Genomic DNA, 22,542 nt, shown 5'->3' with positions numbered 1-22,542 from the left:
AATCCATTCTTCCCTTGCCAGTTTTCCCGTTACCGTTTACTCTTTTCATGTGACCTCCTTGCTTTCCGTTGTTTTCGTTCAAAAACATGGTAGCAGGTGAGGTCATACCTTCGTTTCAACTAAGTTTAGGACACTTTCGGAAAATCGTGCCAGGGAACAAATACCCTAGAAAATCGTATAGTGAGAACGGATTTTGCTTTGGCAACATTCCCCCCCCCTTGAAGTAATGTTATACAATTCCCGAAAAAGGGTAAAGTGCAATTGGCTAGATAATATGTCAGCATTTCCTGAAAGTAAAGAAAAATCATCTCATCCCCAATACCTCCAGCATCTCCTTGTGTATTATTCCATTGGACGCCACGATGTCCGACCGGTAAATGTCCAGCTCCTCGCCGCCGCTCATCGTAACTGTCCCTCCCGCCTCCGCCACGATAAGCGCTCCGGCCGCGATGTCCCAAGGTTTCAAATGAAATTCCCAGAATCCGTCCATACGGCCGGCCGCGACGTAGCATAAGTCCAGCGCCGCCGCGCCGGGCCGCCGTATCGCCTGGGCGCGCATGGCGAAGTCGGCGAACTGCTTTAAATTATTGCGAGGGGTGGTCTTTATGTCATACGGAAATCCTGTGGCCAGCAGCGATTTTATAAGCTCCGCGGTATGGGACACGCGGATCGGATATCCGTTGAGCATGGCGCCCATCCCCTGCACCGCGCAGAACATCTCGTCCCGGGTGGGGTCGTACACCGCCCCAACGATAGGGGCGCCGTCCAGCGTCAGCGCCACCGACGAACAATACACCGGGAACCCGTGGGCGTAATTTGTGGTGCCGTCTATGGGGTCTATCACCCATTTGTATTTCGCGCCGCTTTGCACGTTGGCGTATTCCTCCCCCAGGATGCCATATCCGGGGAACGATGCGCCAAGAATGCCTTCCACCGCCTTTTCGCAAAGCACGTCCACCTCCGTCACAAGGTCTATCTCCCCCTTGTGCTCCACCCGGAACCCGCGCTCCGCCATTTCCGTCATGATACGCCCGGCTTCCCTTGCCGCCTGCTGCGCCACGGCCAGCGCGTCGCTTAAATTGACTTCGTTTTTCACTTATCGAGCCTCTTTTCTATCCATCCTCCGCCCAACACAACATCACCATGATAGAACACCACAGCCTGTCCCGGAGTGATGGCAAGCTGCGGCTCGGCGAATTCCACTGTCACGCGTTCTTTACCTTCCGGTATGATAACAGTGGGCGTGTCCTTTCCTTGATGGCGTATCCGCGCAGTCACCTGTATATCCGCAAAATCTTCCGGTGGAACGAACCAGTTCATCCCGCCGGCGGACAGCGCCTTGCCGTATAGCCGCGATTTGTTTCCAACGATAATCCGGTTCGTATCCGGTTCGATGGCCGCAACGTACAATCGCTCCGAGTGGCCGATGCCAAGCCCGCGCCGCTGGCCCACAGTATAGAAGGGGAATCCCTTGTGGCGCCCCATTTTCCTGCCGTCAAAGTCCACGATCTCCCCTTCGCGGGCCGATTTCCCCTCTGGCAGCTTTTTTATGAAGTTCGTGTAATCGTTGTCCGGCACGAAGCAAATCTCCTGGCTTTCGTGCTTTTTCGCGGTGTGCAGCCCGTACTTTTCCGCCATGGCCCTCGTTTCCTGCTTTGAATGGGCGCCGAGAGGGAACAATATCCGTTTGAGCCTGTCCGGCCCGATGGAGAACAGGAAATAACTTTGGTCCTTGGCCGCGTCCAGCCCGCGCATCACCACGGTGTGGCCGCGGAATTGCCCGATACGAGCATAATGCCCGGTGGCCACATGTCCCGCGCCAAGCTTGGCCCCCAGCCGGAAAAGGTAGTCGAACTTTATCACCTGGTTGCACAGCACGCACGGGTTCGGAGTGCGGCCGCGCATGTATTCGGCGACGAAATAGTCCACCACCTTTTCCTTGAACTCCGCCTTCACATTCACGGTGTAGTGGGGGATCCCGAGACGGATGGCCACGCGGCGCGCGTCCTCCACGTCGTCGAGGGTGCAGCAGGTTCCGTTTCGCGCCTCCACGTCCTCCGGATGCTCCCACACCCGCATGGTGACGCCCACGATGTCGCGACCCTCTTCTTTGAGCAAGGCGGCGGCGGTGGAGCTGTCCACCCCTCCGCTCATGGCCATTATCACAAGTTCTCCGCTCATGGTCTGATTATAGAGGAAGGAGAGGGGAGTGGCATATGTGTTTGGCGCCGGTCAAACGATGATATAATAATTTCACCCAAGGAGCCTTTATGAGCGATATTGGAAAAAAGATAGTCACCGATGACAAGGCGCATCCTGTGGCTGTTCAAATCAGTTATGCCGACTGGATGGAGATCGAGCGCAATCTCCCGGAAAACCAACCAGGGCAGATAAGCGAGCAGGCTTTCGGCGAGGCGCTAAAAAAGACAGCCGGACTATGGAAAGAGGGGGACGGCCTGCGGTATCAGCTTAAATTGCGCGGGGAGTGGGGCGCATCTTGATGGAATTGCTCCTTGATTCCGTAATTTTGATAGATCATTTCAACACAATCTCAAACTTGTCACACGGAACATCAGGGATTTCCCTCCTGAAGTTCATGATTTAGTGATCAAGCCGTATGACGTGTGATTTTTCAGGTGGATTCACCCTCTTTAGAAACATCACGCTCTTAACAAGCAGTCTTTATATCTCTATCTCGTGATCAGATTAGCGAAGGCATTCAGGTCAGACCGCAGCCGTTTTCTCTTCTTCTATCACCGTTCCCTTGGGGATCACCACGATGCCGCCGGGGGTGACGTGGAAGCGTTTGCGGTCTTTTTCCAGGTCAACACCGATCTCGGCCCCGGCGGGGATTTCCACCTTTTTGTCTATTATCGCCCGGCGGATTTTCGCGTTGCGCCCTATGTTCACCCCCTCCATCAGCACCGACTCCTCCACCGACGAGTAGCTGTTTATCCGCACCCATGGCGAAAGAACGCACCGGTTTATCTTCCCGCCGGACACCACGCAACCTTCGGACACCAGCGAGTCCGTCGCCATGCCGATCCTTTTGCCCTCCGTGGCGAAAACGAACTTGGCCGGGGGGGCGCCTGAATTGAAAAAGCCCCTTATGGGCCACTTGTCGTTGTAAAGGTTGAGCACCGGCGACACGGAGCAAAGGTCCATGGATGCCTCCCAGTACTGCTCCAGGTTCCCCACGTCCCGCCAGTAGCCCCGTTCCGGTTCGGTCATCCCCGGCGGCTCGTTGGTCAAAAAATCGTATGCGAACACCTTGTGCGACCCGATCATGGAGATGATGATGTCCTTGCCGAAATCATGGTCCGTGTCCAGCGGCGCGTCTTTCTCCAGCACGTCGCACAGCACCTTGGCGTCGAAAATGTAATTGCCCATGGAGGCCAGCGAAAAATCTGGCATGCCGGGAATGCATTTGGGGTCCAGCGGCTTTTCGCAGAAACCGGTGATGCGCCAGTCCCTGTCCACTTCGACGATGCCAAACTCCGTCGATTTATTCCGGGGGAAGGGGAGGGTGGAGACTGTCAGGTCCGCTTTTTGGGATATGTGATATTCGATCATCCGGCGGATGTCCATTTTGTATATATGGTCGCCGCTGAAGACGAGAACAAGGTCCGGATCCTCGTCGATGATCAGGTTCATGTTCTGGTAAATGGCGTCGGCGGTGCCGCGATACCAGTTCCGCCCGGTGCGCATCTGGGCAGGGACCGGGTCTATGTACTGGTCGATGAGCGGGGAAAGCTGCCATCCGCGCGCCAGATGGCGGTTTAGCGAATCGGACTTGAACTGGGTGAGGACCTTGATTTTTGTCAGGCCGGAGTTGACGAAGTTGCTAAGGGCGAAATCTATGATCCTGTACCTGCCGCCGAAGGAGACTGCGGGTTTGCTCCTGTCCCTGGTGAGAGGGTACAGCCTTTTCCCCTCGCCCCCGGCCAGGATCATGCTCAGGACTTTCATTCCAGCCCCATATTTATTACTTCGCGATTATACGGATTCTAAACCTGTGGGAAGGGGATTGTAAAGAGGCTTGAAGCGGTTTTACGCGCTCAAACACCCCGGATAGCAGGGGATTGGGAATCCGGGGCGGCCACGGGGAAGCGACAAAAGTCAGGCAGCCTCAACGCTCCTCCCGCATCCCCAATATCAGTTCCACCTTGTTCTTGTAGCCTGTCTTGCGGAAGATGGCTTTGAGGTGCTGCTTGACGGTGGACTTTTCGATGCCAGTGTTTGTGGCGATCAGAGCGTCGTCCTGTCCGGACGCCACCCTCTCCGCTATTTCCGCCTCACGGGATGTAAGCTTCTTGTAATAATCGGGAAGATGCGGCGCCTCTCCCGGCTCCAGGCCTGTTTGCAGGGAAAACTCCGCGTTGACCATGGCCTCTTCTATCGTGATCACAGGCGGTGTGGAAGATGGAACGGATGTCGTGGCGCAAAGGGCGTCAAAATACCTCTTCAACCTTAAGTTGGCGGCATTAACGGCAATCAGCGTCCGCGCGCCAAATTGCTCGGCCAGGGGAGAAATTATGGTCAGCGGGAAGACTTCCTGGCCCTGCTCATCGCCTGATGTATCAGCTATCCTGGTCATGGCCGAAAGGGTGGAAAACAGGGAAATCTCCCTGAACGTCCGGGCCAGTGTGGACTGCATGATGACGGCCGATAGCGGAGTTAGATATCTGGCCCCGAAAGTCTTGAAGTGAATGCCGGCTTCGAAAGCACCGGCGGCGCGCGCGGCTTTCTCTATCGTTTCACGGAGTGAAACCGCCCCATCGGGACGGCGGGAAGCAAAAACGGAAGATTCCCCTGTAAACAGCGAACCTATCACCGGGACCAGATCGTTTCTTTCTTCCTTGCGCGAATCGCCCGCGCAATAAACGGCAAGTATTGCCCCGGGTTCCCCGGACACGCTCACCGCGGCCAGGAGCGGCGCGCCGGGAAGCTCCCTGGGTATCAAACACCTCCCCTTCGCGCTGGAGGCTTTCAGGCAGTCATGGCAGGTGGATTCGCCGGGAGTATCGGTGAAATCGCGCTTTTTTTGGCCGCCGGACTTGAGGCTTGATAAGATATGATCCATCGCCGGATTGGTCATCAGGATTTCTCCCGACGCTGAAAACAGGCACACCGGTGACTTCAGGCCGTAAACGTAGTTGAGTATCCTGTCCAATTTCCTTCACCGATCCGCATTGAGCCTGAGTGCGCATGAACTCTCAATATTATAGTAATATAATAAAATTATAATGGCAAAATTATAATATACGCCGCTGTGGCGGGCAACGCGGGCTATGCGTTCAATAGATATAAAACCGGTTGAGATGCGGGCGGATATGTGAAAAAATGTGACCAATCAGAAAGCGCGTGTTAAGCAAGCTTAGGTGGAATTGAAAAGAATGAGCAGCAAGGTATTTTCCGCGTTATTGATCATCGCATGCGGCGCCGTGTTCCTGCCGGACGCCATTAGCGCCGTTCCGGCTTATGCCGCGGCCCCAAAAAAGAAAAAGGCCGCCGTGAAAACGGAGGACTCCCAGGCTGTAAAGGAATTGGACCAGAAGGTGGCGCAAAAGGCCGCGGCGGAAAGCCTGGCGGCCATGACCAAAATGTACGTCGAAGGGATCGTCCTGGACGCGGACGCCAAGACCTCCAAGGGGATCGTGAACGTCGGCTCGAAAAACGGCGTGAAGGCAGGGGACAGGTTTATAGTGGCTCGCAGGGGGGAGGACATCGTAGATCCCGCCACGAAAAAAGTGATCCGCATCAAGCAGATTCTGGTGGGTGAAGTGGAGATCGCGGCCGCTTCGGACACATACTCTGACGTTAAGATAACAAAGGGCGCCGCGGAAATGGCCAAGAACGACGCCATCCGCTCCAGGACCTCCGTCGCCACCGGGCTCAAGGCGGTGAACAAGGGATTCCGCAAGATAGAGGTCACCTGGAGCGTGCAGCCGGAGCCGGAGACCAAGGGATACGTTGTCTATCGTTCCGACTCGCCCACCACAGACTATAAGCCCATCGGCAAGACATCCAAACAGGAGGATGTGCGGTTTGTTGACGAGCACTCTTCCGGCCGCCCCATGGCGGACTCGAAGACCTATTACTACCGCGTCAGCGCCCTGAACACACTGGACAAGGAGAGCGAGCCTTCCACGGCCATTTCCATCGCCAGCATGGGCCCGCCGGCGCCGGCGAAGAACCTGGCGGGGGACTCTAAAAAGATAAGGGCGGTCCCCCTCAAATGGGAGGCGCATGAGAATCAGGAGGTGGCCGGATACAGGATATACCGCTCCGATTCGCAGTCCGGCAAGATGGAGCTTATAAAGGACATCAAGGGGCGCGGTGAAAAATCTTTCACCGATTACGGCGGCGGATCCTCCACGGAGCCGAAGCTGGAGGACTCCAGGACTTATTACTACTCCATATCAGCGTACAGCCCGTACAACGACGAGGGCCTCAAAAGCGGCGCAGTCTCCGTGAAAACGGCCGATCCGCCGGCTATCCCCAAAAAGTTCGACGCCAAGGGATGGCAGCCGCGCAAGGTTCCGCTTGGCTGGAAGGCCCATGAGGACGACAACGTGAAGGGATATTACATATACAGGTCCGGCGAGGACAAAGGCCCATATGCCCAGATCGCCGAAATAAGGGGAAGGGACAAGACTTCATATGTGGACGGGGGGGACACGGGCGGATTCGGCTCCGCGGAAAAGCTAAAGGACTTCACCCTCTATTTCTACAAGATCGAGGCGTATAACTGGGCCGGGTCGCGCTCCGGGATGAGCGAGGCGGTGTCCGCCACCACCAAGCCGGCCCCCATGGCGCCTGAAAGTTTCAAGGCCGCAAGCAACAGGCCCAAGCAGGTTCCGCTGGACTGGCGCAAGAATCCGGAGACGGACATAAAGGAGTACCACGTATTCAGGGCGGACTCTGAGAACGGCGCTTTCCGTAAAATATTCGACATACCGGCTGCAAAAAACTACCATCTGGACGACAAGCTGGAGAACAGCAAGACTTATTATTACAAGATACAGGCGGTGGACACTTTTGGGCTGGAAGGGGAATTCTCTCCTGTTGTGGCGGGGACCACCAAAAGCCCGCCCGCTCCCGTGGCCGGATTCAAGTGGGCCAGGGAAGGGAGCAAGGTTGTGCTCAAGTGGGACCGCAACAAGGAAGTGGGCGCCACCGATTACATCGTGTACAGGCGGAGCTTTTTCGGCTGGCAGAAGGCGGGCTCCACGCGGGAGCTTTTCTACATCGTGCCGGACATGAAGGCCGGGGTCAAAGAGGATTTTGCGGTGTCGTGCGTGGACGTGGACAAGCTTGAGGGCGAAAAATCAGGCGCCATGACTGTGGACCTGAGGTAACGGGTATAACCGCGGACCGCCCGGTGGGACGCTGATGTCGTTTACGCGGAGGCGGAGGCCCCGATGAACTTGAAAAAAGCCCCGATACATATACATCATATCGGGAGCCATTTCACCAGCGCCATGTTCCCGGTGGCATCCTTGCTGCTCACGATTTATGTGATCAACGGGGACCGGTTTTATGAAGTGTCGGCGTTCCACTGCGTCATCGCCGGGCTGCTGGCGGCGCCTGTCACTTATTTCAGCGGCGCGTACGACTGGAAGACCAGGTTCTCCGGCAGGCGGACGCGGATTTTCGACCATAAGCTGATATTCGGCGTTATATTCATGGCCCTTGCCCTTGGCATCGTGTCCATAAGGATCGCTTGGCCGGAGATCATGGTGGAAGGGGGCGTGTTCAGGTGGGTCTATCTATGCGCGTTGTACTCGGCCACGGCGGTGGCGGCGTATCTTGGGCATCTGGGAAGCAAGTTCATATAATCAAAGCTGGAGCGGCGGGGAAATGCCGGACAAGAAGAAAGTAAACGACCTGAAGGCGAAGATAGAGGCGCTGGTGATCGCCATTCCGAAGGAACTGTCAGCGTACGAGTTCTATGTGGACCTGGCGGCCAAGTATGAGGACACCGCGTCCAAGGAGATGTTCATATTCCTCGCCAAGCAGGAGCTTGCCCACCGGGACGCGCTGGAGCGGTTATTGGCCGACCTTCAGACGAAGCTTGAAAAAGAACTGATAGGGTAGGAGGGGGGCGCCGTCGCGGTGGCAATTGCCGGCAAGATGCCGGCGCTACTGGGAATCCGGGGCGGCCACGGGGAAGCTGTCAAAGCGTTCCCGTATCTTCGCGAAGACAACGTCGCCGGGAACAGCCTTGGCTTTGCCGGAACGCAATTGCTCAAGACGGCCTTTTGCGGTCTGCGCCCATTCAAGATCGATTTCCGGCGATGGGGGATTGAGAGTTTGAAGAAGGGAATCTATGACGATGACTCTTTTTTCCACGGGAAGCGATTGAGCTTCTTCAATTATCTCTTTCATTCCGTGCATTTGTATGATTTACACTCCGGCCAAAGCCTTTATCGCTTTTTCAGGGCTGGCGAGCAACTGCAATTCATCCTCATCTTGATACTTTATTCCAACATTCAAAGCCGCCAGAATCTCCTGAAGGGATCGCACTGAAAGCCCGGCATGCCCGTTTAAAACTCGGCTTAAATGGCCCTGATCTATTCCCGTCTTCTTGCAAAATTTATAACGCGAACCATATTTGGCTTCTATGATGTCCGCCAGATAATCGGGGTAATCAGGTGGAGCCACCTTTTTCTGGGCAATTCCAAGCCTCGCTTCCATGTCCTGACAGATTCGCCATGCCGAAGATTTCATTGGAAGACCATGTTTTTGCAATTCAAGTGTCCACCAAGCCGAAAAATCGCTCCATTCCGGCTTCGTCTTATATTTTTTCATGACTGAATGAAGGAAAACAATTTCCTCATCGGAAATAGCGTTCAAATCAATCAAACGCCCAGTGATCGTTTCGTAATTCCGCTTTTTCATAACCAAATTCTTCTATATGGGTTTTTCTTTTTGGCGTAAAATAAATTCCGCGATTCCTGCGACTGACAAGTAAATACATTTCTGATCAAAAGAGTCTGCCACTTTCCTCAACAAGTTTCGAAGGTCTTCCAGCCTGCTTTCCGGTATTGCCACAGTGTACCTTCGGCTTTCGTCATGGACTGTTTCCCTGTTGTCCAAATCCGGATATTCGCCAGGCGTTAGCTTCACATCCTTGTAAAACATCACTATATTGACGCTCTCAGGGCCAGAATGCCCCTTTACAAATATAGATCGCATGTCATCCTGAAAATCACGCCATACAATTGGCTGGTGAAGCGATTTATCCGAATCACGGACAATAGGTATTAAGAAGCTACACTCCAGCAACCTTTCATTCATAAAAATAATTTTATGAAATACTTGACTATGTGTCAAGTATTAATTGCTTAAGACCGTATGCGTATTGTTGCCGTCCTGTATTAATGGAGCGAAGCGTGGAGCGTTTAGTGTGTTTTATTCCCCGCGTCCCAGCATTTTCAACAATCCGTCGAGTATCGTCAACGGATGCGGGGGGCAGCCGGGTATGTAAAGTGTCACCGGCAATGTCTTGTCCGCCCCGCCGGTCTGCTCCGGGAGCTCCTGATACGGCCCGCCGCTGATTGCGCAGGCGCCCACCGCCACAACTATCTTCGGGTCCGGCGTGGCGTCATTCGTTTTCTCAAGCGCCAGTTTCATATTCTGCGTCACGGGGCCTGTCACCAAAAGCCCGTCGGCGTGGCGGGGGGAGGCCACAGGGCCCATGCCAAACCGCCCCAGGTCGAATATGATGTTCCCCATCGCCGCGATCTCCGCTTCGCATCCGTTGCATCCGCCGGCGCTCACCTGGCGGAACTTGAACGATTTCGCGAACAGCGCGCGCAAATCCTCCGGCAAAGGCTCAGCGGATTTTGGGCCGCCGTCCTTTACCACCAGGTCTTCCCGCCTGTTGGCCGCCATCGCCACAGCGCCCGTGAACTTTATACCCCACGCCCCGCACGCGCCGGAACATGACGGACAGAATAGGCATTTGCCAAGGTCGAGCGAAAGGCCGCCGGCCACGCTGATCGCCCCCGTGGGGCAAACCTCGGCGCACTTCTGGCAATCCGGAGGGCATTTGGCGGCGTCCAGTTGCGGCGCGCCACGGAACCTGCCCCCAACGGCCGCGTCCGGCGCGGGAAAACTTGTGGTGTTATATCCCTGTTTGACCCTTGCGATAAGTTCTTTCAGCATAGTTACAAATCAAATCCGCAATACGACAGGTTGAAACTCTTGTTGCACAGCGGAAAATCGGAAATCTCCTGCCCACGCAACGCCAGCGCAAGCCCCGTCCAGTTATGGAACGACGGGTCCACAATTTTGTACCGGGTGAATCCGCCGTCGTCCCCGGTCAATGCCACGTGCACGATTTCGCCGCGCCACCCCTCGGTTGCGGAAACGCAAATCATGCCCGGCGCCATCCCGCCAACCTCCGTTTTCACTGGCCCGGGCGGCATTTCGATCAAAAGCCGTCTGGCAAGCTCCAGCGAATCGTCCACCTCCATGCGGCGGACCCTTGCGCGGCCCATCACGTCGCCAGAATCCCACGTGGCGGCCTGCGTATGCGTCGTTTTGTATGCCCCCGCCGGGAAATCCTGCCGCACATCACGCGCAACGCCGCAGGCCCTGGCGGCGACGCCCACGATGCCAAGGTTTGCGCAGTCTTCTTTTGTTATCGTCCCGGTGTTCTCAAACCTGGCGATGACGGAGGGCTTGCTCCAAAGCAGGCCGCTGGCCGAACGCAGGTCAGTCCCGGCCTTTTCCAGCCTGTGGACAAGGATTTGCGCCATTTCGACGGACACGTCAAACCGCACTCCGCCAGGAGTCAGCAGACATCTGCCGAACCTGTTTCCGCAAATTTCCTGCGATAAGTTCAGGAATTCACCACGCAGCCTGCCGCAGAACGAAGATGCGGGCAGATAGCCCACGTCCTGGGCGAGCATCCCAAGGTCGCCGGCGTGGTTTGCCAGCCGTTCCAATTCAAGCGCCAGCGCCCGTATATATTGGGCGCGTATGGGCGTCTCGGTCCCGGACAGCGCCTCCACAGCCTGGCAATACGCCGTGCCGTGGCCGATGGTGGCGTCTCCGGCGGCGGTCTCCATCATCGCCATGGTCAATTTGTGCGGCCCGCCGATGAGCGCTTTTTCTATCCCGCGATGCTGGTAGCCCAACGATATCTCCAGGTTGAACACCTTTTCGCCGTGGCACTGGAACCGGAAATGCCCCGGCTCTATCACCCCCGCGTGAACCGGCCCCACGGCCACTTCGTGGATATCTTCCCCCTCCACGCTGAAAAAGCCGGTGACGCCGATCTGTGAGGTCTTGGCGCCGGAAGAGTTGTGCGCCGTCTGGAACCGGACAGGCTTGAGCCACGGGTGGCCTTTTGGAATAACGCCGTATTGCTCCGCCATCTCCCGCTCGAACATATGGACCTGCGGAATGGCAGGCGTCAGCGATTCGTATTCGTCGCCAACCACGGTGGAGAATATGCAAAACTCCGATGATTCGTGGAACGCTATCACCGCGTAGATTATTGTTGGACCGCCGGAAGGGGAGGCGAACATGGAGCAGACCGTACCGCCGGAGTTCACAAGGCGGACAAGCTCGCTCCGGAAATCACCGTCGCCCAACGACGGGACCGATCTTTGCGCCAACACGCCGCCGTTTTTTATTTTCACAAGCTCCATTTTCTAAAGACCTCCCCCCAGCGTGCGCGCCACGTTGTTAAGCGCCGCCAGAAGCGGGCCGGGGATATATACGCCGATCACCAGCGCCGCCGCCAGCAGCGCCATCGGCGGCATGTATGATACTTTCGGTTCGGCGTGGCCGGCCGTGGAGCCGGAAGGGGATGGGGCTCCGTAAGACATGCTGGCCGCGGCGGAGGCCATGCCGACGAATATCACCGCCAGCAACACAAGGTATATGGCCGCCACGATCCACTTTTCAGCCCCAAGCGCAGCCTTTAATATCGTAAATTCGCTGACGAACGTGCCGAAAGGGGGCGCTCCGGTGATCGCCATGATTCCGGCCATCCACAAAGCCCCCGACACCGGCAGGGCGCGTATCGCCCCCGTCACCGACGGGACATTTTTCGTTTTGTACACCGTAAGTATGTTCCCCGCCAGCATGAAAAGCGACGCCTTCACCAACGAGTGCGACACCGCGTGCAGCGCCGCCCCGAAAGCCCCCGCCCCGCCGATCCCCACCGCCAGCGACATGATGCCCATGTGCTCCACCGACGAATAGGCGAGCATCCGCTTGAAGTCTTTCTGGTTGATGATGAATATGGCCGCCACCAGCATGGACACAAGGCCGAACCCGGTGAAAATCTCCCGTGCAAAATCGCCCAGGCCGGCGCCGAGCAATATCTGATAGCCCCGCAATATCCCAACGAACGCGCAATTGAGCAACGCTCCGGACAGAAGGGCGGACACCACCGAAGGTGACTCGCCATGCGCGTCGGGCAGCCATGTGTGGAACGGGGCAAGGCCCATCTTCGTCCCATAGCCGACGAAAAGGAATATGAACGCAACCTTCAGCCACGCCGGATTATATCCCGAAGCCCGCGCCGCAAGTTCCGATAATGTCAGAGAGGCCGATTCGCCGTCCGCCATCACCGATGCGCTGGCGATAAAGAACGTCCCCAGCAGGGCCAGCGCGATGCCCACCGAACAGATCAGCAGGTATTTCCACATCGCCTCCAGCGACCTGTGATGACGGTGGAAATATATCATCGGGGCGGACGAAAGGGTGGTGGCCTCCACGCCGATCCACAAAAGCCCCACATGCTGCGACGCCGCCACAAGGCTCATCGCCGCAAGGAACAGAAGCATGGAGCCTGTGAACCACCGCTCCGGCTGGTTGGCGAAATGGTGGTCCTCCTCAAAATCGCGCCGGTGGGATTTGTCCTCCCGGTCGAGGTAGCCCACGCCGTAAATCGCCGCCGCGAAGAATAGGGCGCTTGTTATGGTGAGGAAGAATAGGCCGATGGAATCCAGCCCGATGTATTTGCCGGCCGGTTCGGCGACGATCCACGCCCCGGCCACTATCACGATATGAGCCCCGGATGCGGCCACCAGAAGGCCCCGCCGTGGCCAGTCCGCCGCGATAAAGAAGCTTATCAGCCCGGCGATGGCGGGGGCCAGTATGACTGTAAGCGTCACACCCCCTCCTTTCCTGTGCGGGCCACCGCGCTTTCTATCTTGTCAAATGTGCTGTTTATCTTGAACACCACGATACCGGCCACGAACACCAGCACGAATATGTCCAGGAATATCCCCATCTCCACCACGAAGGGGAGTTTTGAGGCCAGCGACACGCCGAAAACATAGACACCGTTCTCCAGCGTCAGGTAGCCGATGATCTGGGTGAGCGCCTTTTTGCGGCTGGCGATAAGGTACATCCCGCACAGCGCCATGGAAATCGCCACGGATACGAAAGGCGACGCGGCCGTCTGTCCGCCGACCGCGATCTTCGAGGCGAACCAGAACGAGACCGCGGTGAACGCCACGCCTATCACCAGCGAAAGGGAGAAGCCGACGTATGGCTCCACGTCCCTGCGCACGCCCGCGTCTTTCAGCGCGAACATAAGCAGCCACGGGATAAGCGCACCCTTGATAAGCCCGCTGCCTATCGCGATGAGTATGGCGTGGGCGGAAAATTCACCCACCTGCGGGAATAGGGGCAACACCGCCAGCAGCGCCCCCTGCGCCCCGGCGGTCCATATCAGCGCGCCGATCCTGCTGGAACCCAAAAGGTACAGGTTCGTGATCAATAGCGACATGAACACGATGTTCAGGATATGCGGTTCAAGGACGTCAAATGTCTCCAGCGTCATCTTTCACCTGAAAAGCAAAATCAGCCCCAGGGCGCAAAGAGCCCCGGCGCCTACGATAAGCTGCGGAACGTTTATAAGCCGGAGTCTGGCCATGGTGGACTCCACAGTCCCAATGGCGATGCACAGCGCTAACACAACGTTCACCATGTATATGGAGGACAGGACGCCTCCGTGCATCACCGGAATGAGCGCCTGGGCCAATATCGAGCAGGTGAGCCAGAGTTTCACGGACTGCGCCGCCTGTATGAACGCGAAGTCCGGCCCGCTGTGGTCGAGCACCATCACCTCGTGGATCATGGTCAGTTCAAGATGGGTGTTTGGATCGTCCACCGGTATGCGGCAGTTCTCCGCCAGTATCACCACGAACAGCGCCGCCGCCACAAGCGAAGTGGATGCCCATCCAAGGGCTCCCTCCGCCTTCAACACGCCGGAAAGGGACACAGAGCCGGTCTGGATCACAAGCGCCGCAAGGCCCAGGAAGAACACCACCTCCGTTATCACCGCGAAGAACACCTCCCGGCTGGCCCCCATACCCTCGAAAGCAGAGCCAGTGTCCAGCGCGGCGGCCACCGTGAAAAACCGCGCCAGCCCCATGATGTATGCGAACAGTATGATGTCCCCCTCGAAGGCCAGCGCCGCCGGATTCCCGCCGAAGGGGACGAGGAACGACGCCGTCACCATGCATCCCAGGCTTGCGATGGGCCCGGCTCGGAAGACCCACGTTGTGGTCTTGCTGTACACAGCCCCTTTGCCGAAAAGTTTTTCGATGTCGTAATACGCCTGAAGCAGCGGCTGGCCCCGCCGCCCGGCCCACACAGCCTTCGTCCTGTTTATCAGCCCAAGCAAAAATGGGGATACCGCCAGGGCGATCACAGGATAGGCAAGCGAAGCTGGATTGAATGCGTTCATCTTGTGAACCCGAAGGTGATGGCGAAAAGCGCGATGATCGCGCCGGTGGTGTAAAAAATGTAAACGTTGGCCCGGAAGGTCTTCACCTTCTGGAGCTTTGCGATTGTCCAACCCACGGCGGAGAAAAGCCCGGCGAACACATACTTGTCGCACACGTCCACAATCCATCCGGTGAACGATCCTTTCGCCGGGAAATAGCCGTCGGGGATTTCAAGCTTTGACACGGGCCGCAGGATCGCCCTGAAATATCCGGTGAAAGGCTGGGCGAAGGATGACGGCGTGTACTGCATCGTGGCCTTGGGGGCGGCGTATCCGCAGTCCCATGTGACGGCGCGCCTGATCTGTTTCCCTTTGAGCGCCGACTGGCGGACAGCCCACGCAATGAATAAGAATAGCGCCAGCGCCGCGGACACTATCGCCGCGCCATACAGCGGAAGGGCCATCGAATCGAACGCTTCTTTGACATGTGAAGGATCGAATCCGGCCACCAATCCAGCCGGAGCGGCCAGCAGGTGAGGCGTCAAAGGCGCTCCCAATCCTAAAACCAGCGTCATCGCCGCAAGAGCGCCCATCGGCCATGTCATCAGCCGTCCCGGATCATGCGCCATGGCCGCTTTTTCCGACCGCGCCTCGCCCAGAAACGCCATCCCGAACGCCTTCGTGAACACCGCCACCGCAAGGCCCCCGATCATCGCCAGCCCCGCCAGCGTCACCACCCCTCCCGCCATTAGTATCTTGTTGGACACCTCTTTGATCCCGGTGAACGCCGCCATATACACCAGCAGTTCGCCCATGAAACCGTTCAACGGGGGCAACCCGCATATGGCCACGGAGCCGACGGCGAAAAACAGGCCTGTCAGCGGAGCTTTTTTCATTATCCCGCCGAGCAGCGAAATGTTTTGAGTGTGCGTATTGGCGAGGACAGTCCCGGCGCCCATGAACAAAAGCCCCTTGAACACCGAATGGTTTATCACGTGATACAACGCCCCGCCAAATCCCAGCGCGGCGACTGTGTGCGTATGCGTCGCCATGCCCAGCGTCCCAAGCCCCATGGCGGCGGCGATGATCCCCATGTTCTCCACGCTCGAATAGGCCAGGAGCCTCTTCATATCGTTCTCGCCCAGGGCCAGCATGGCCCCCATCACCCCGGATACGACGCCGATGAATATCAGCGCGGCGCCCCACCACCATTGCGGCTGGTCCAGGAAATAGATCACGCGCAGCAGGCCGTACACCCCCATTTTTATCATCACGCCGCTCATCACGGCGGAAACATGGCTGGGGGCCGCCGGATGCGCCTCCGGCAGCCACACGTGGAACGGCATGAATCCCGCCTTGGAGCCGAATCCTATCAGCGCAAGCGTGAAAATCACTCCAGCCGCCGCCGGGCTTGCAGCCCCTTTGAAGGTGTCAAAGTCCAGCGAGCCCGCCTCGCCGCCGAGCAGTATGAACATGGCGAAAAGGAACGCCACGCCAAGGTGGGCGGCGACAATGTATATAAGCCCCGCGCGCCGGGTGGAGGCCTGCGAATGGTCGAACATCACCAGTATGAACGACGATATGGACATCACCTCCCACGCCACAAGGAACAGAACGCCGTTTCCGGCGGTGACCACTATGGCCATGGCGGCCACAAGGATGTTATAGAAGAACCATGGAGGGCCGAGGCGCCTGTCCGCATGGTGGGCCATGTACCCTGCGCCATACACCGCCGCCGCCATGCAAAGGCCGAAAAGGGGAATAAGGAAGAAAGCGGAGAGCGGGTCCATCGAAAAGCTCAAAGAGCCGTAAGGCACGCTCCAGGGGGCGTGAAATGATGGAGCCTCGCCTGAAAACAGGGCGTCCACCGCCGCGTACAGCCCCAAGGCGCACCCCGCCGCGCAACCTGCGGAGCCTATGAAATTGGCGATCCTGTTATTGGCGCTTGCGGCCAGTGCGGCCAGGGCGCCGCCAACAATGACAGCCAACGATATGAAAAATAAAGTCACTATGGAAAAACTCCGGAATCAGGCCGTTTTTTCAACGGCGGATGTGGTAGTTAAGGAGGGGGTAATGGGGGCTGTGGATAGTATTGTGCTATGCCCTGTGCGCATTTCCGGCGATTGCTCGACAGATGATGACTCCATCTCCAGCAAAACCTCGGTAAAACGGGTAACAAAGGCGTATTGTAAGAAAGCTGTGACGGTATGTCAAATAAACCTCGATTCACAGTATGCGAAGGAGTCCGGGGTGACGCGCTTCTCGCTCAAACACCCCGGACAGCGACAATGAAATTGGGGATGGATTTTCCACCACAGAGGCACAGAGTCACAGAGTGGGAGAGGGTAGGTATGGCATATCCCGGAAGCCGGCTTTGTTTGCTTTCCCGTGGCCGCCTCGGGCTGTTGCCCAAATGCTCATCGGGGTGTTCTTCACCCCGACGTCCTGGCTTCCACCGAATAAGTCCGGGGTGGCGCGCTTCGCGCTCAAACACCCCGGATAGCGGGAGATTGGGAAACCGTGGTCAGCGACCACGGGGAAGCAGTAAGGGCCTTTCACAGTAGCGCCGCGCTTGGCCGGGATGACACGATACAGCGCCTTGTTCATATTCTTTCCTCCTCTGTGCCTCTGTGTCTCTGTGGTTATATTTTCCTGTCCTCTGTGGTCATCTGGACCCTCGGCGTGGAATTAACTCAAAATATCTTTTCTTTACTCTTTCGCAAGGCTCCATCAAAGTTTATACTATAGGCGCATGACGGCATTTTGGATGTGATAACAGGCTTTAAATCAAAGGGGTAACGCCGGCCCAAAGCCAGCAATCGCCGCCTTGAAAGTGGCGTTACTTAACGAAGGGATATGCCGCAGACACTCGAAGAAGAGTTAAACCGCCTTGTGGGGCTGGCCGGAAACGTCACCGACGCTTTCACAGCCGCCCTTTTCCTGGTGGACGACAAAAGAGGGGACACGCTCAAGCTGAAAGCCAGCCAGTCCCTCTCCACGAATATAATCCGCGACGCGGAGTTTCCCATCGGCTATGGGCTGGTTGGGTGGGTGGCAAAGAACGAACGGCCTCTCAACGCCAGCAACTTCAAGGGGGACACCACCGGGCTCCAGTTCTATTTAAAGGACGAAGACATAAAATCCTTCGCCGCCGCCCCCCTTTTTGACGGGGACAGGATCATCGGCGTGCTTTCGGTGGACAGCAAGGCAAGCTATGTGTTCACCAAAAAGATGGAGAAGATCCTTGAAGAGTTCGCGGCGATGGCCGCCAGCGTGATCGTAAACGGCCGCAAGAGGATAAAGCTTGGGGTGGAGGCGGTGGCGCTGGACACGCTAAACAACGTGATAGACAAGCTTTCGGCTTGCGAGAAGATACAGGAGCTGGCCCAGGCGCTCCGGCTGAACGTTCCCCGGCTTATCCCGCACGATTTTCTGGCGCTGGCCTTAAAATCGTTCGACGATGAAAACTTTTACATGATCCACAGCCATGAGCCGGGCTCCGCGCCGACGCCGGCGGTGGCGCTGCCGTTGACGCAATACAGGCTGGGGCTTGTGATCCAGCGCGGCTCGCCAATATACCTGCCGGACACCGCCGGGGGGGCGGTCTATCCCGGATGCGGGGGCAAATGGAGCTCCATGCTGGCGGCGCCCATGGTGGCAAACGGCCAGAGCGCCGGGGCCATCGGCCTTTTGGCGCGCAACAAGGCGGCGTTCCGGAAGGTGGACATGAAATCGCTGACGATTCTGGCCTCCGCCTGCGCCTCCGCCTTCACCGGGCTGTACATGCACAACAAGGGGAAGAAGGCGGTGTATATGGACTCGGTGACGCGCCTTATGACCCACAGATATCTTATAGAGACCGGCGGGGTGATGAAAGGCAACGGCGCTTTGATTATCGTGAACCTGCTCAACTTCACCAAGGTCAACGCCCAGCTTGGCCACCACGGCGGGGACGCTGTGCTAAAAGAGACCGCAGAACGGCTGAAGGTCACATTGGGGGGGGACGGGGCTGTCTGCCGCTATTACGGCGACAGGTTCATAATCTCCCTCAATGGATACACCAGCGCCCAGACAACGGAAATGATCCAGTCCATCGTGGACGCGATAGAGATGAGACCGTACACAATCGGCGGCTTTGACATACGGGTGGCCCCGGTGATCGGCGTGGCCGTGTGCCCGGAGGACGGCAAGGAGATGGAGGAGCTTATCGCAAAGGCCCACCACGCGGCGGAAGTGGCCAAGGAAACGCCCGGAATGAGGGTGTCCATGTACAGCGAAAAACGCCCGGAATGGACTTTCCGGCTAAAGAGCATGGAAAGGTAGCCGCCGGGCAAGATGCTGTTAGATAAATTATACCACCTCGTTTCGGCGGACCTTGCCATGGACCTTGGCACCGCCAACACCCTTGTCCATGTGCGGGGGAGGGGGATAGCGCTAAATGAGCCTTCGGTGGTGATGGTGTCCCGCAACAGCGGAAAGCTTTTGGCCATCGGCTCCGAAGCGAAGGCGATGTATGGCAAGACGCCGGACGAATATGAAGTGATCCGCCCTATGAAGGACGGGGTGATCGCCGATTTCGACTCCACGAAAAAGATGATCTCCTATTTCATCAAAAAGGCGCGCCCCAACTGGTTCACCATGAGGCCGAAGATAGTGATAGGCGTCCCTTCCGGCATAACGCAGGTGGAGAAACGGGCGGTGATAGAATCGGCAATCGGGGCGGGGGTGCGGCAGGTGCACCTTGTGGAGGAGCCGATGGCCGCCGCAATCGGGACGAAAATGCCGGTGGGGGAGTCGGTGGGGAACCTAATCGTGGACATCGGGGGGGGGACCACCGAGGTGGCCATAATCTCCATGTACGCCACGGCGTACAGCGAGTCCATCCGCGTGGCCGGAGACGAACTGGACGAGGCGATGGTGCGCCATATCCGCCAGAAATTCCATCTGGACATCGGCATATTCGAAGGGGAGCGTGTGAAGATCGCCATCGGCACGGCCTTCCCCCTGGAGCAGAGGCTGATCACAAAGGTTTTCGGAAGAGACACGCGCTCCGGCCTGCCGTCGTCCGTCACCATTTCAGACCAGGACGTGAGCGAGGCGATGGAAGATCCCGTGAAGGCGATCATCGAGGCCACGCGCAAGGCGATGGAGAAGACCACGCCAGAATTCGCCCATGACATATCAAACCGGGGCATTGTGCTGGCGGGTGGCGGGGCGCTCATACGCGGGCTTGGCCCCAGGCTTAAAAACGAGCTTAACGTCCCGGTCTATCGCGCCAAGGATCCGCTCACGGCCATCTGCCGCGGCGCGGGCATCGTGCTGGAGCAATGGCGGACGTTCAGAAGGGTGACGATAAACTGAACATCAGCTTCCATTAACGCAACCTGGTGTTCCTTAAGATACTCCCCGCCAAACCTTGTCAATGTGATAAAATCCACGCTTTTCAAACGAAGCGTTAATTTAAATGACCAACTCCATCGTCGATATCGCATCGGCCATTCCGCACAGGCCGCCCTTCCTTTTTGTGGACAGGGTGGTGGAAATGGACGATAAAAGGATCGTGGCGGAGAAGTACCTTTCACCGGACCTGGATTTTTTCAAGGGGCACTATCCGCATTTTCCCGTGATGCCGGGGGCGCTGACGATGGAAAGCGTGATCCAGGCGGGCGCCATACTGCTTTCTATGGCGGCGGGGGCCGGTGATGTTTCCAAAGGGACGCCTGTGCTTGTGCGGGTGCGGGACGCGAAATTCAAGAAAATGATCCGCCCGGGGGACACCATCACCCTGGAGGCGGAGCTTGTGGAGCGGGTGGCAAACGCCTTTATGATGAAGGGGACGGCGAAGGTGGCGGGGGAGACCGCCGTCAGCGTGCAGTTCACCTGCGCAATGGCGGAGGTGGGATGATGGACAACATGAAAAAACCGGAGGGACGGTCTTGAGCTTCCTTGGTTTTTCCGGAAAAAAATACGTCGTGTTCGGCGTGGCCAACAAAAAAAGCGTGGCGTACAAAATCGCCGGGATCATCCGCGCCGAGGGGGGGCGGCTGGTCCTTTCGGTGCAGGACGAGGAGAAGCGCGGGCAGGTATTAAAACTATTCCCGGACGCCAAAGTCCACGTGTGCGACGTATCCTCGGCCCAATCGGTGAAGGCTCTTGCCCAAGCGGTGCGCGCCGAGGGGGGCGTTGTGGCCGGCATAGTCCATTCCGTCGCCTTCGCCAACTATTCGGACGGGCTAAAACCTTTCCACCAGGTGAACAAAGACGATTTCATGCGGGCGATGGACGTGTCCTGCTTCTCCCTTGTCACCATAGCGGACGCATTCCGGGACTTGCTGGACAAGAAGGGCTCCGTGGTGACGATATCCATATCCACAACGCGGATGGCCTCCGAAAACTATGGATACATGGCGCCGATCAAGGCCGCGCTCGATTCGGCGATAACTTTCCTGGCCAAGAGTTTTTCGGCGTTTTCGGAGGTGCGGTTCAACGCCGTGGCGCCGGGCCTTTTGAAAACGTCCGCTTCCGCCGGGATACCGGGATATGTGGACTCATACCTTTTCGCCGAAAAGGCCACACTGCGCAAAAGGGGTGTGGAGACGGCGGAGGCGGCGAAGGTGGCCGCGTTCCTGCTTAGCGAAGCCTCAAGCGGAGTCAACGGGCAGAAGATCGTGGTGGACGCCGGGATGGAGCTTAATTATTTCGACAAGGATATAATCGGCGCGGTGATGGGCAAGAAGGGCCAATAATTCCGCGGGCCGCGCAGTCATCGCAAATAGCGCAAATAACCCTGCAGAGTAACAATCCATATTGCCCGCCGTATTAATTTATCTGACATCCATATGACTTAAGTTAAGAATTATAAATATCGTTCAAACCATCATTGAAATATGAGCATGTCATACTAAAAAATATTTGTAACACTTTGAATTTTCATGTTATTATTCATCAGTTTTTATGAATCTTTATAACGGAATTTGTATCTAAAGTTTATGAGCCTCTATCTTGGTGTCGCTTACCATCCAAAAGTAGTTTCGTAACATACAGCCAATGAATTTTAGTGTGGATAGCTTGTTGCTATCACTTTTGTGTTAATTTCGGGGGAAATAGCGCGATGAGACAGGACTTTAAGGAGAGGTTGCAGTTGCTCATGAAGGGGGACAAACCCTATTCGTGGGCGCGTAAGGTTGGCATAGACAAGGGCCTTTTCCAGTATTACTGGCAAAAGGGCAAGATCCCCACCTATGACAACCTTATCAAAATCCAGACTTTCACTGGATGTTCTTTGGACTGGCTTCTTACGGGAAAGGCGATCGGTGTCGACCAGCTCGACAACCTGCCGCTCGTAAAGGAGTCGAACCCGGTTTACGGCACGATGAATTTGCGGAGGGCCGATTCCCTGGAAAAGGTCAAAAAGCTTTACGCTTCGAAGGTCGAGAAAGATATCGACCTTTTCGAGGGCTTTTTGAACAAGTTTGTTCCAAGCGCCGCGAAGAAATCCGCCAGGAAAGGGAAGTAATAAATACCTGACCGGGATCCGGCCTGATTCTAAAAAGAGTCAGGCCGGTTTTTTTATGCTTTTCAGGGCCGGGAGGGGAGCTATAACCACAGAGGCACAGAGACACAGAGGGAAGATGAATGCGGACCCTGTCATCCCGGAAGCCGCCGGGGTGGTAAAGCTACCCCGTTGCCGCCCGGGGCTGGAAAGTGTCCTAAACTTAGTTGAAACGAAGGTATGACCTCACCTGCTACCATGTTTTTGAACGAAAACAACGGAAAGCAAGGAGGTCACATGAAAAGAGTAAACGGTAACGGGAAAACTGGCAAGGGAAGAATGGATT

At 56.8% G+C, this 22,542-nt stretch carries 22 protein-coding genes; 9 read left to right on the top strand and 13 right to left on the bottom strand.

The window, feature by feature from the left end; genetic code table 11:
• Positions 1–304: 304 nt before the first annotated feature.
• Positions 305–1,096, bottom strand: a complete 792-nt coding sequence (locus HZB29_06270; protein ID MBI5815199.1) for an inositol monophosphatase — start codon at positions 1,094–1,096, stop codon at positions 305–307.
• A complete protein-coding gene (mnmA, locus tag HZB29_06265) occupies positions 1,093–2,181 on the bottom strand; it encodes a tRNA 2-thiouridine(34) synthase MnmA (GenBank protein ID MBI5815198.1) in 1,089 nt (362 codons plus the stop codon). The genes HZB29_06270 and mnmA overlap by 4 nt, the downstream gene beginning before the upstream one ends.
• A gap of 89 nt (positions 2,182–2,270) precedes the next feature.
• Here mnmA and HZB29_06260 point away from each other — a divergent pair, with 89 nt between their 5' ends.
• The gene (locus HZB29_06260) at positions 2,271–2,501 is read left to right on the top strand and encodes a hypothetical protein (protein MBI5815197.1); all 231 of its coding nucleotides are present in this window, start codon (positions 2,271–2,273) and stop codon (positions 2,499–2,501) included.
• 223 nt (positions 2,502–2,724) lie between these two features.
• Here HZB29_06260 and glgC read toward each other — a convergent pair whose 3' ends face one another.
• Both glgC and HZB29_06250 read right to left on the bottom strand, forming a co-directional pair.
• On the bottom strand, positions 2,725–3,954 hold the full coding sequence (glgC, locus tag HZB29_06255) for a glucose-1-phosphate adenylyltransferase (GenBank protein ID MBI5815196.1): 1,230 nt from the start codon (positions 3,952–3,954) through the stop codon (positions 2,725–2,727).
• 175 nt (positions 3,955–4,129) lie between these two features.
• Complete coding sequence (locus tag HZB29_06250; protein ID MBI5815195.1) at positions 4,130–5,173, bottom strand: helix-turn-helix transcriptional regulator; 1,044 nt, start codon at positions 5,171–5,173, stop codon at positions 4,130–4,132.
• Positions 5,174–5,396: 223 nt separating this feature from the next.
• On the opposite strand from HZB29_06250, the gene HZB29_06245 reads away from it, so the two are divergent.
• The 3 genes from HZB29_06245 to HZB29_06235 all read left to right on the top strand — a co-directional run bounded on the left by HZB29_06245 (position 5,397) and on the right by HZB29_06235 (position 8,100).
• On the top strand, positions 5,397–7,361 hold the full coding sequence (locus HZB29_06245) for a hypothetical protein (GenBank protein ID MBI5815194.1): 1,965 nt from the start codon (positions 5,397–5,399) through the stop codon (positions 7,359–7,361).
• 63 nt (positions 7,362–7,424) lie between these two features.
• Positions 7,425–7,841, top strand: a complete 417-nt coding sequence (locus HZB29_06240) for a hypothetical protein (protein MBI5815193.1) — start codon at positions 7,425–7,427, stop codon at positions 7,839–7,841.
• 22 nt (positions 7,842–7,863) lie between these two features.
• Positions 7,864–8,100: a rubrerythrin gene (locus HZB29_06235; protein MBI5815192.1), complete on the top strand. Its 237-nt coding sequence runs from the start codon at positions 7,864–7,866 to the stop codon at positions 8,098–8,100.
• A 45-nt stretch (positions 8,101–8,145) separates the two neighbouring features.
• On the opposite strand, the gene HZB29_06230 is transcribed toward HZB29_06235, so the two are convergent.
• The 9 genes from HZB29_06230 to HZB29_06190 all read right to left on the bottom strand — a co-directional run bounded on the left by HZB29_06230 (position 8,146) and on the right by HZB29_06190 (position 16,713).
• On the bottom strand, positions 8,146–8,400 hold the full coding sequence (locus HZB29_06230) for an addiction module protein (GenBank protein ID MBI5815191.1): 255 nt from the start codon (positions 8,398–8,400) through the stop codon (positions 8,146–8,148).
• 9 nt (positions 8,401–8,409) lie between these two features.
• Complete coding sequence (locus HZB29_06225) at positions 8,410–8,904, bottom strand: helix-turn-helix transcriptional regulator (GenBank protein MBI5815190.1); 495 nt, start codon at positions 8,902–8,904, stop codon at positions 8,410–8,412.
• A gap of 12 nt (positions 8,905–8,916) precedes the next feature.
• Positions 8,917–9,303, bottom strand: coding sequence for a hypothetical protein (locus tag HZB29_06220; GenBank protein MBI5815189.1), 387 nt, complete (start codon positions 9,301–9,303; stop codon positions 8,917–8,919).
• A 114-nt stretch (positions 9,304–9,417) separates the two neighbouring features.
• The gene (locus tag HZB29_06215; GenBank protein MBI5815188.1) at positions 9,418–10,173 is read right to left on the bottom strand and encodes a hydrogenase; all 756 of its coding nucleotides are present in this window, start codon (positions 10,171–10,173) and stop codon (positions 9,418–9,420) included.
• 2 nt (positions 10,174–10,175) lie between these two features.
• Positions 10,176–11,666, bottom strand: coding sequence for an NADH-quinone oxidoreductase subunit C (locus HZB29_06210; GenBank protein ID MBI5815187.1), 1,491 nt, complete (start codon positions 11,664–11,666; stop codon positions 10,176–10,178).
• A gap of 3 nt (positions 11,667–11,669) precedes the next feature.
• Positions 11,670–13,142: an NADH dehydrogenase FAD-containing subunit gene (locus HZB29_06205; protein MBI5815186.1), complete on the bottom strand. Its 1,473-nt coding sequence runs from the start codon at positions 13,140–13,142 to the stop codon at positions 11,670–11,672.
• Positions 13,139–13,816 carry a hydrogenase gene (locus HZB29_06200; protein ID MBI5815185.1) on the bottom strand — a complete coding sequence of 226 codons (678 nt, stop codon included), beginning with the start codon at positions 13,814–13,816 and terminating at the stop codon, positions 13,139–13,141. The genes HZB29_06205 and HZB29_06200 overlap by 4 nt, the downstream gene beginning before the upstream one ends.
• Before the next feature lie 3 nt (positions 13,817–13,819).
• Positions 13,820–14,725 carry an NADH-quinone oxidoreductase subunit H gene (locus HZB29_06195; GenBank protein MBI5815184.1) on the bottom strand — a complete coding sequence of 302 codons (906 nt, stop codon included), beginning with the start codon at positions 14,723–14,725 and terminating at the stop codon, positions 13,820–13,822.
• Entirely contained in the window at positions 14,722–16,713 is a 1,992-nt protein-coding gene (locus tag HZB29_06190) for an oxidoreductase (protein MBI5815183.1), read from the bottom strand. The genes HZB29_06195 and HZB29_06190 overlap by 4 nt, the downstream gene beginning before the upstream one ends.
• Before the next feature lie 847 nt (positions 16,714–17,560).
• Between HZB29_06190 and HZB29_06185 the strand changes: the two genes are divergently transcribed.
• From HZB29_06185 to HZB29_06165, 5 genes are all read left to right on the top strand, one after another.
• Positions 17,561–19,027: a GAF domain-containing protein gene (locus HZB29_06185; protein MBI5815182.1), complete on the top strand. Its 1,467-nt coding sequence runs from the start codon at positions 17,561–17,563 to the stop codon at positions 19,025–19,027.
• Positions 19,028–19,039: 12 nt separating this feature from the next.
• Positions 19,040–20,065, top strand: a complete 1,026-nt coding sequence (locus HZB29_06180; GenBank protein ID MBI5815181.1) for a rod shape-determining protein — start codon at positions 19,040–19,042, stop codon at positions 20,063–20,065.
• 103 nt (positions 20,066–20,168) lie between these two features.
• Positions 20,169–20,609: a 3-hydroxyacyl-ACP dehydratase FabZ gene (fabZ, locus tag HZB29_06175; GenBank protein MBI5815180.1), complete on the top strand. Its 441-nt coding sequence runs from the start codon at positions 20,169–20,171 to the stop codon at positions 20,607–20,609.
• A gap of 31 nt (positions 20,610–20,640) precedes the next feature.
• The gene (locus HZB29_06170) at positions 20,641–21,450 is read left to right on the top strand and encodes an SDR family oxidoreductase (protein ID MBI5815179.1); all 810 of its coding nucleotides are present in this window, start codon (positions 20,641–20,643) and stop codon (positions 21,448–21,450) included.
• Between the two features lie 365 nt (positions 21,451–21,815).
• On the top strand, positions 21,816–22,220 hold the full coding sequence (locus HZB29_06165; protein ID MBI5815178.1) for a hypothetical protein: 405 nt from the start codon (positions 21,816–21,818) through the stop codon (positions 22,218–22,220).
• The last annotated feature ends 322 nt before the right edge of the window (positions 22,221–22,542 follow it).

Source organism: Nitrospinota bacterium (assembly GCA_016235255.1).
Lineage (GTDB): Bacteria > Nitrospinota_A > UBA7883 > UBA7883 > JACRLM01 > JACRLM01.
This window is presented reverse-complemented; position numbering and strand designations above follow the sequence as displayed.

Excerpts from the sequence above, each read along its gene's own strand:
- HZB29_06225 (MBI5815190.1), bottom strand. The coding sequence starts at position 8,904 with ATGAAAAAGCGGAATTACGAAACGATCACTGGGCGTTTGATTGATTTG.
- HZB29_06235 (MBI5815192.1), top strand. The coding sequence starts at position 7,864 with ATGCCGGACAAGAAGAAAGTAAACGACCTGAAGGCGAAGATAGAGGCG.
- HZB29_06200 (MBI5815185.1), bottom strand. The coding sequence starts at position 13,816 with ATGACGCTGGAGACATTTGACGTCCTTGAACCGCATATCCTGAACATC.
- HZB29_06180 (MBI5815181.1), top strand. The coding sequence starts at position 19,040 with ATGCTGTTAGATAAATTATACCACCTCGTTTCGGCGGACCTTGCCATG.
- HZB29_06230 (MBI5815191.1), bottom strand. The coding sequence starts at position 8,400 with ATGCACGGAATGAAAGAGATAATTGAAGAAGCTCAATCGCTTCCCGTG.
- HZB29_06195 (MBI5815184.1), bottom strand. The coding sequence starts at position 14,725 with ATGAACGCATTCAATCCAGCTTCGCTTGCCTATCCTGTGATCGCCCTG.
- glgC (MBI5815196.1), bottom strand. The coding sequence starts at position 3,954 with ATGATCCTGGCCGGGGGCGAGGGGAAAAGGCTGTACCCTCTCACCAGG.
- HZB29_06215 (MBI5815188.1), bottom strand. The coding sequence starts at position 10,173 with ATGCTGAAAGAACTTATCGCAAGGGTCAAACAGGGATATAACACCACA.
- HZB29_06185 (MBI5815182.1), top strand. The coding sequence starts at position 17,561 with ATGCCGCAGACACTCGAAGAAGAGTTAAACCGCCTTGTGGGGCTGGCC.
- fabZ (MBI5815180.1), top strand. The coding sequence starts at position 20,169 with ATGACCAACTCCATCGTCGATATCGCATCGGCCATTCCGCACAGGCCG.
- HZB29_06210 (MBI5815187.1), bottom strand. The coding sequence starts at position 11,666 with ATGGAGCTTGTGAAAATAAAAAACGGCGGCGTGTTGGCGCAAAGATCG.
- HZB29_06245 (MBI5815194.1), top strand. The coding sequence starts at position 5,397 with ATGAGCAGCAAGGTATTTTCCGCGTTATTGATCATCGCATGCGGCGCC.
- HZB29_06165 (MBI5815178.1), top strand. The coding sequence starts at position 21,816 with ATGAGACAGGACTTTAAGGAGAGGTTGCAGTTGCTCATGAAGGGGGAC.
- HZB29_06260 (MBI5815197.1), top strand. The coding sequence starts at position 2,271 with ATGAGCGATATTGGAAAAAAGATAGTCACCGATGACAAGGCGCATCCT.
- HZB29_06220 (MBI5815189.1), bottom strand. The coding sequence starts at position 9,303 with ATGAATGAAAGGTTGCTGGAGTGTAGCTTCTTAATACCTATTGTCCGT.
- HZB29_06240 (MBI5815193.1), top strand. The coding sequence starts at position 7,425 with ATGAACTTGAAAAAAGCCCCGATACATATACATCATATCGGGAGCCAT.
- mnmA (MBI5815198.1), bottom strand. The coding sequence starts at position 2,181 with ATGAGCGGAGAACTTGTGATAATGGCCATGAGCGGAGGGGTGGACAGC.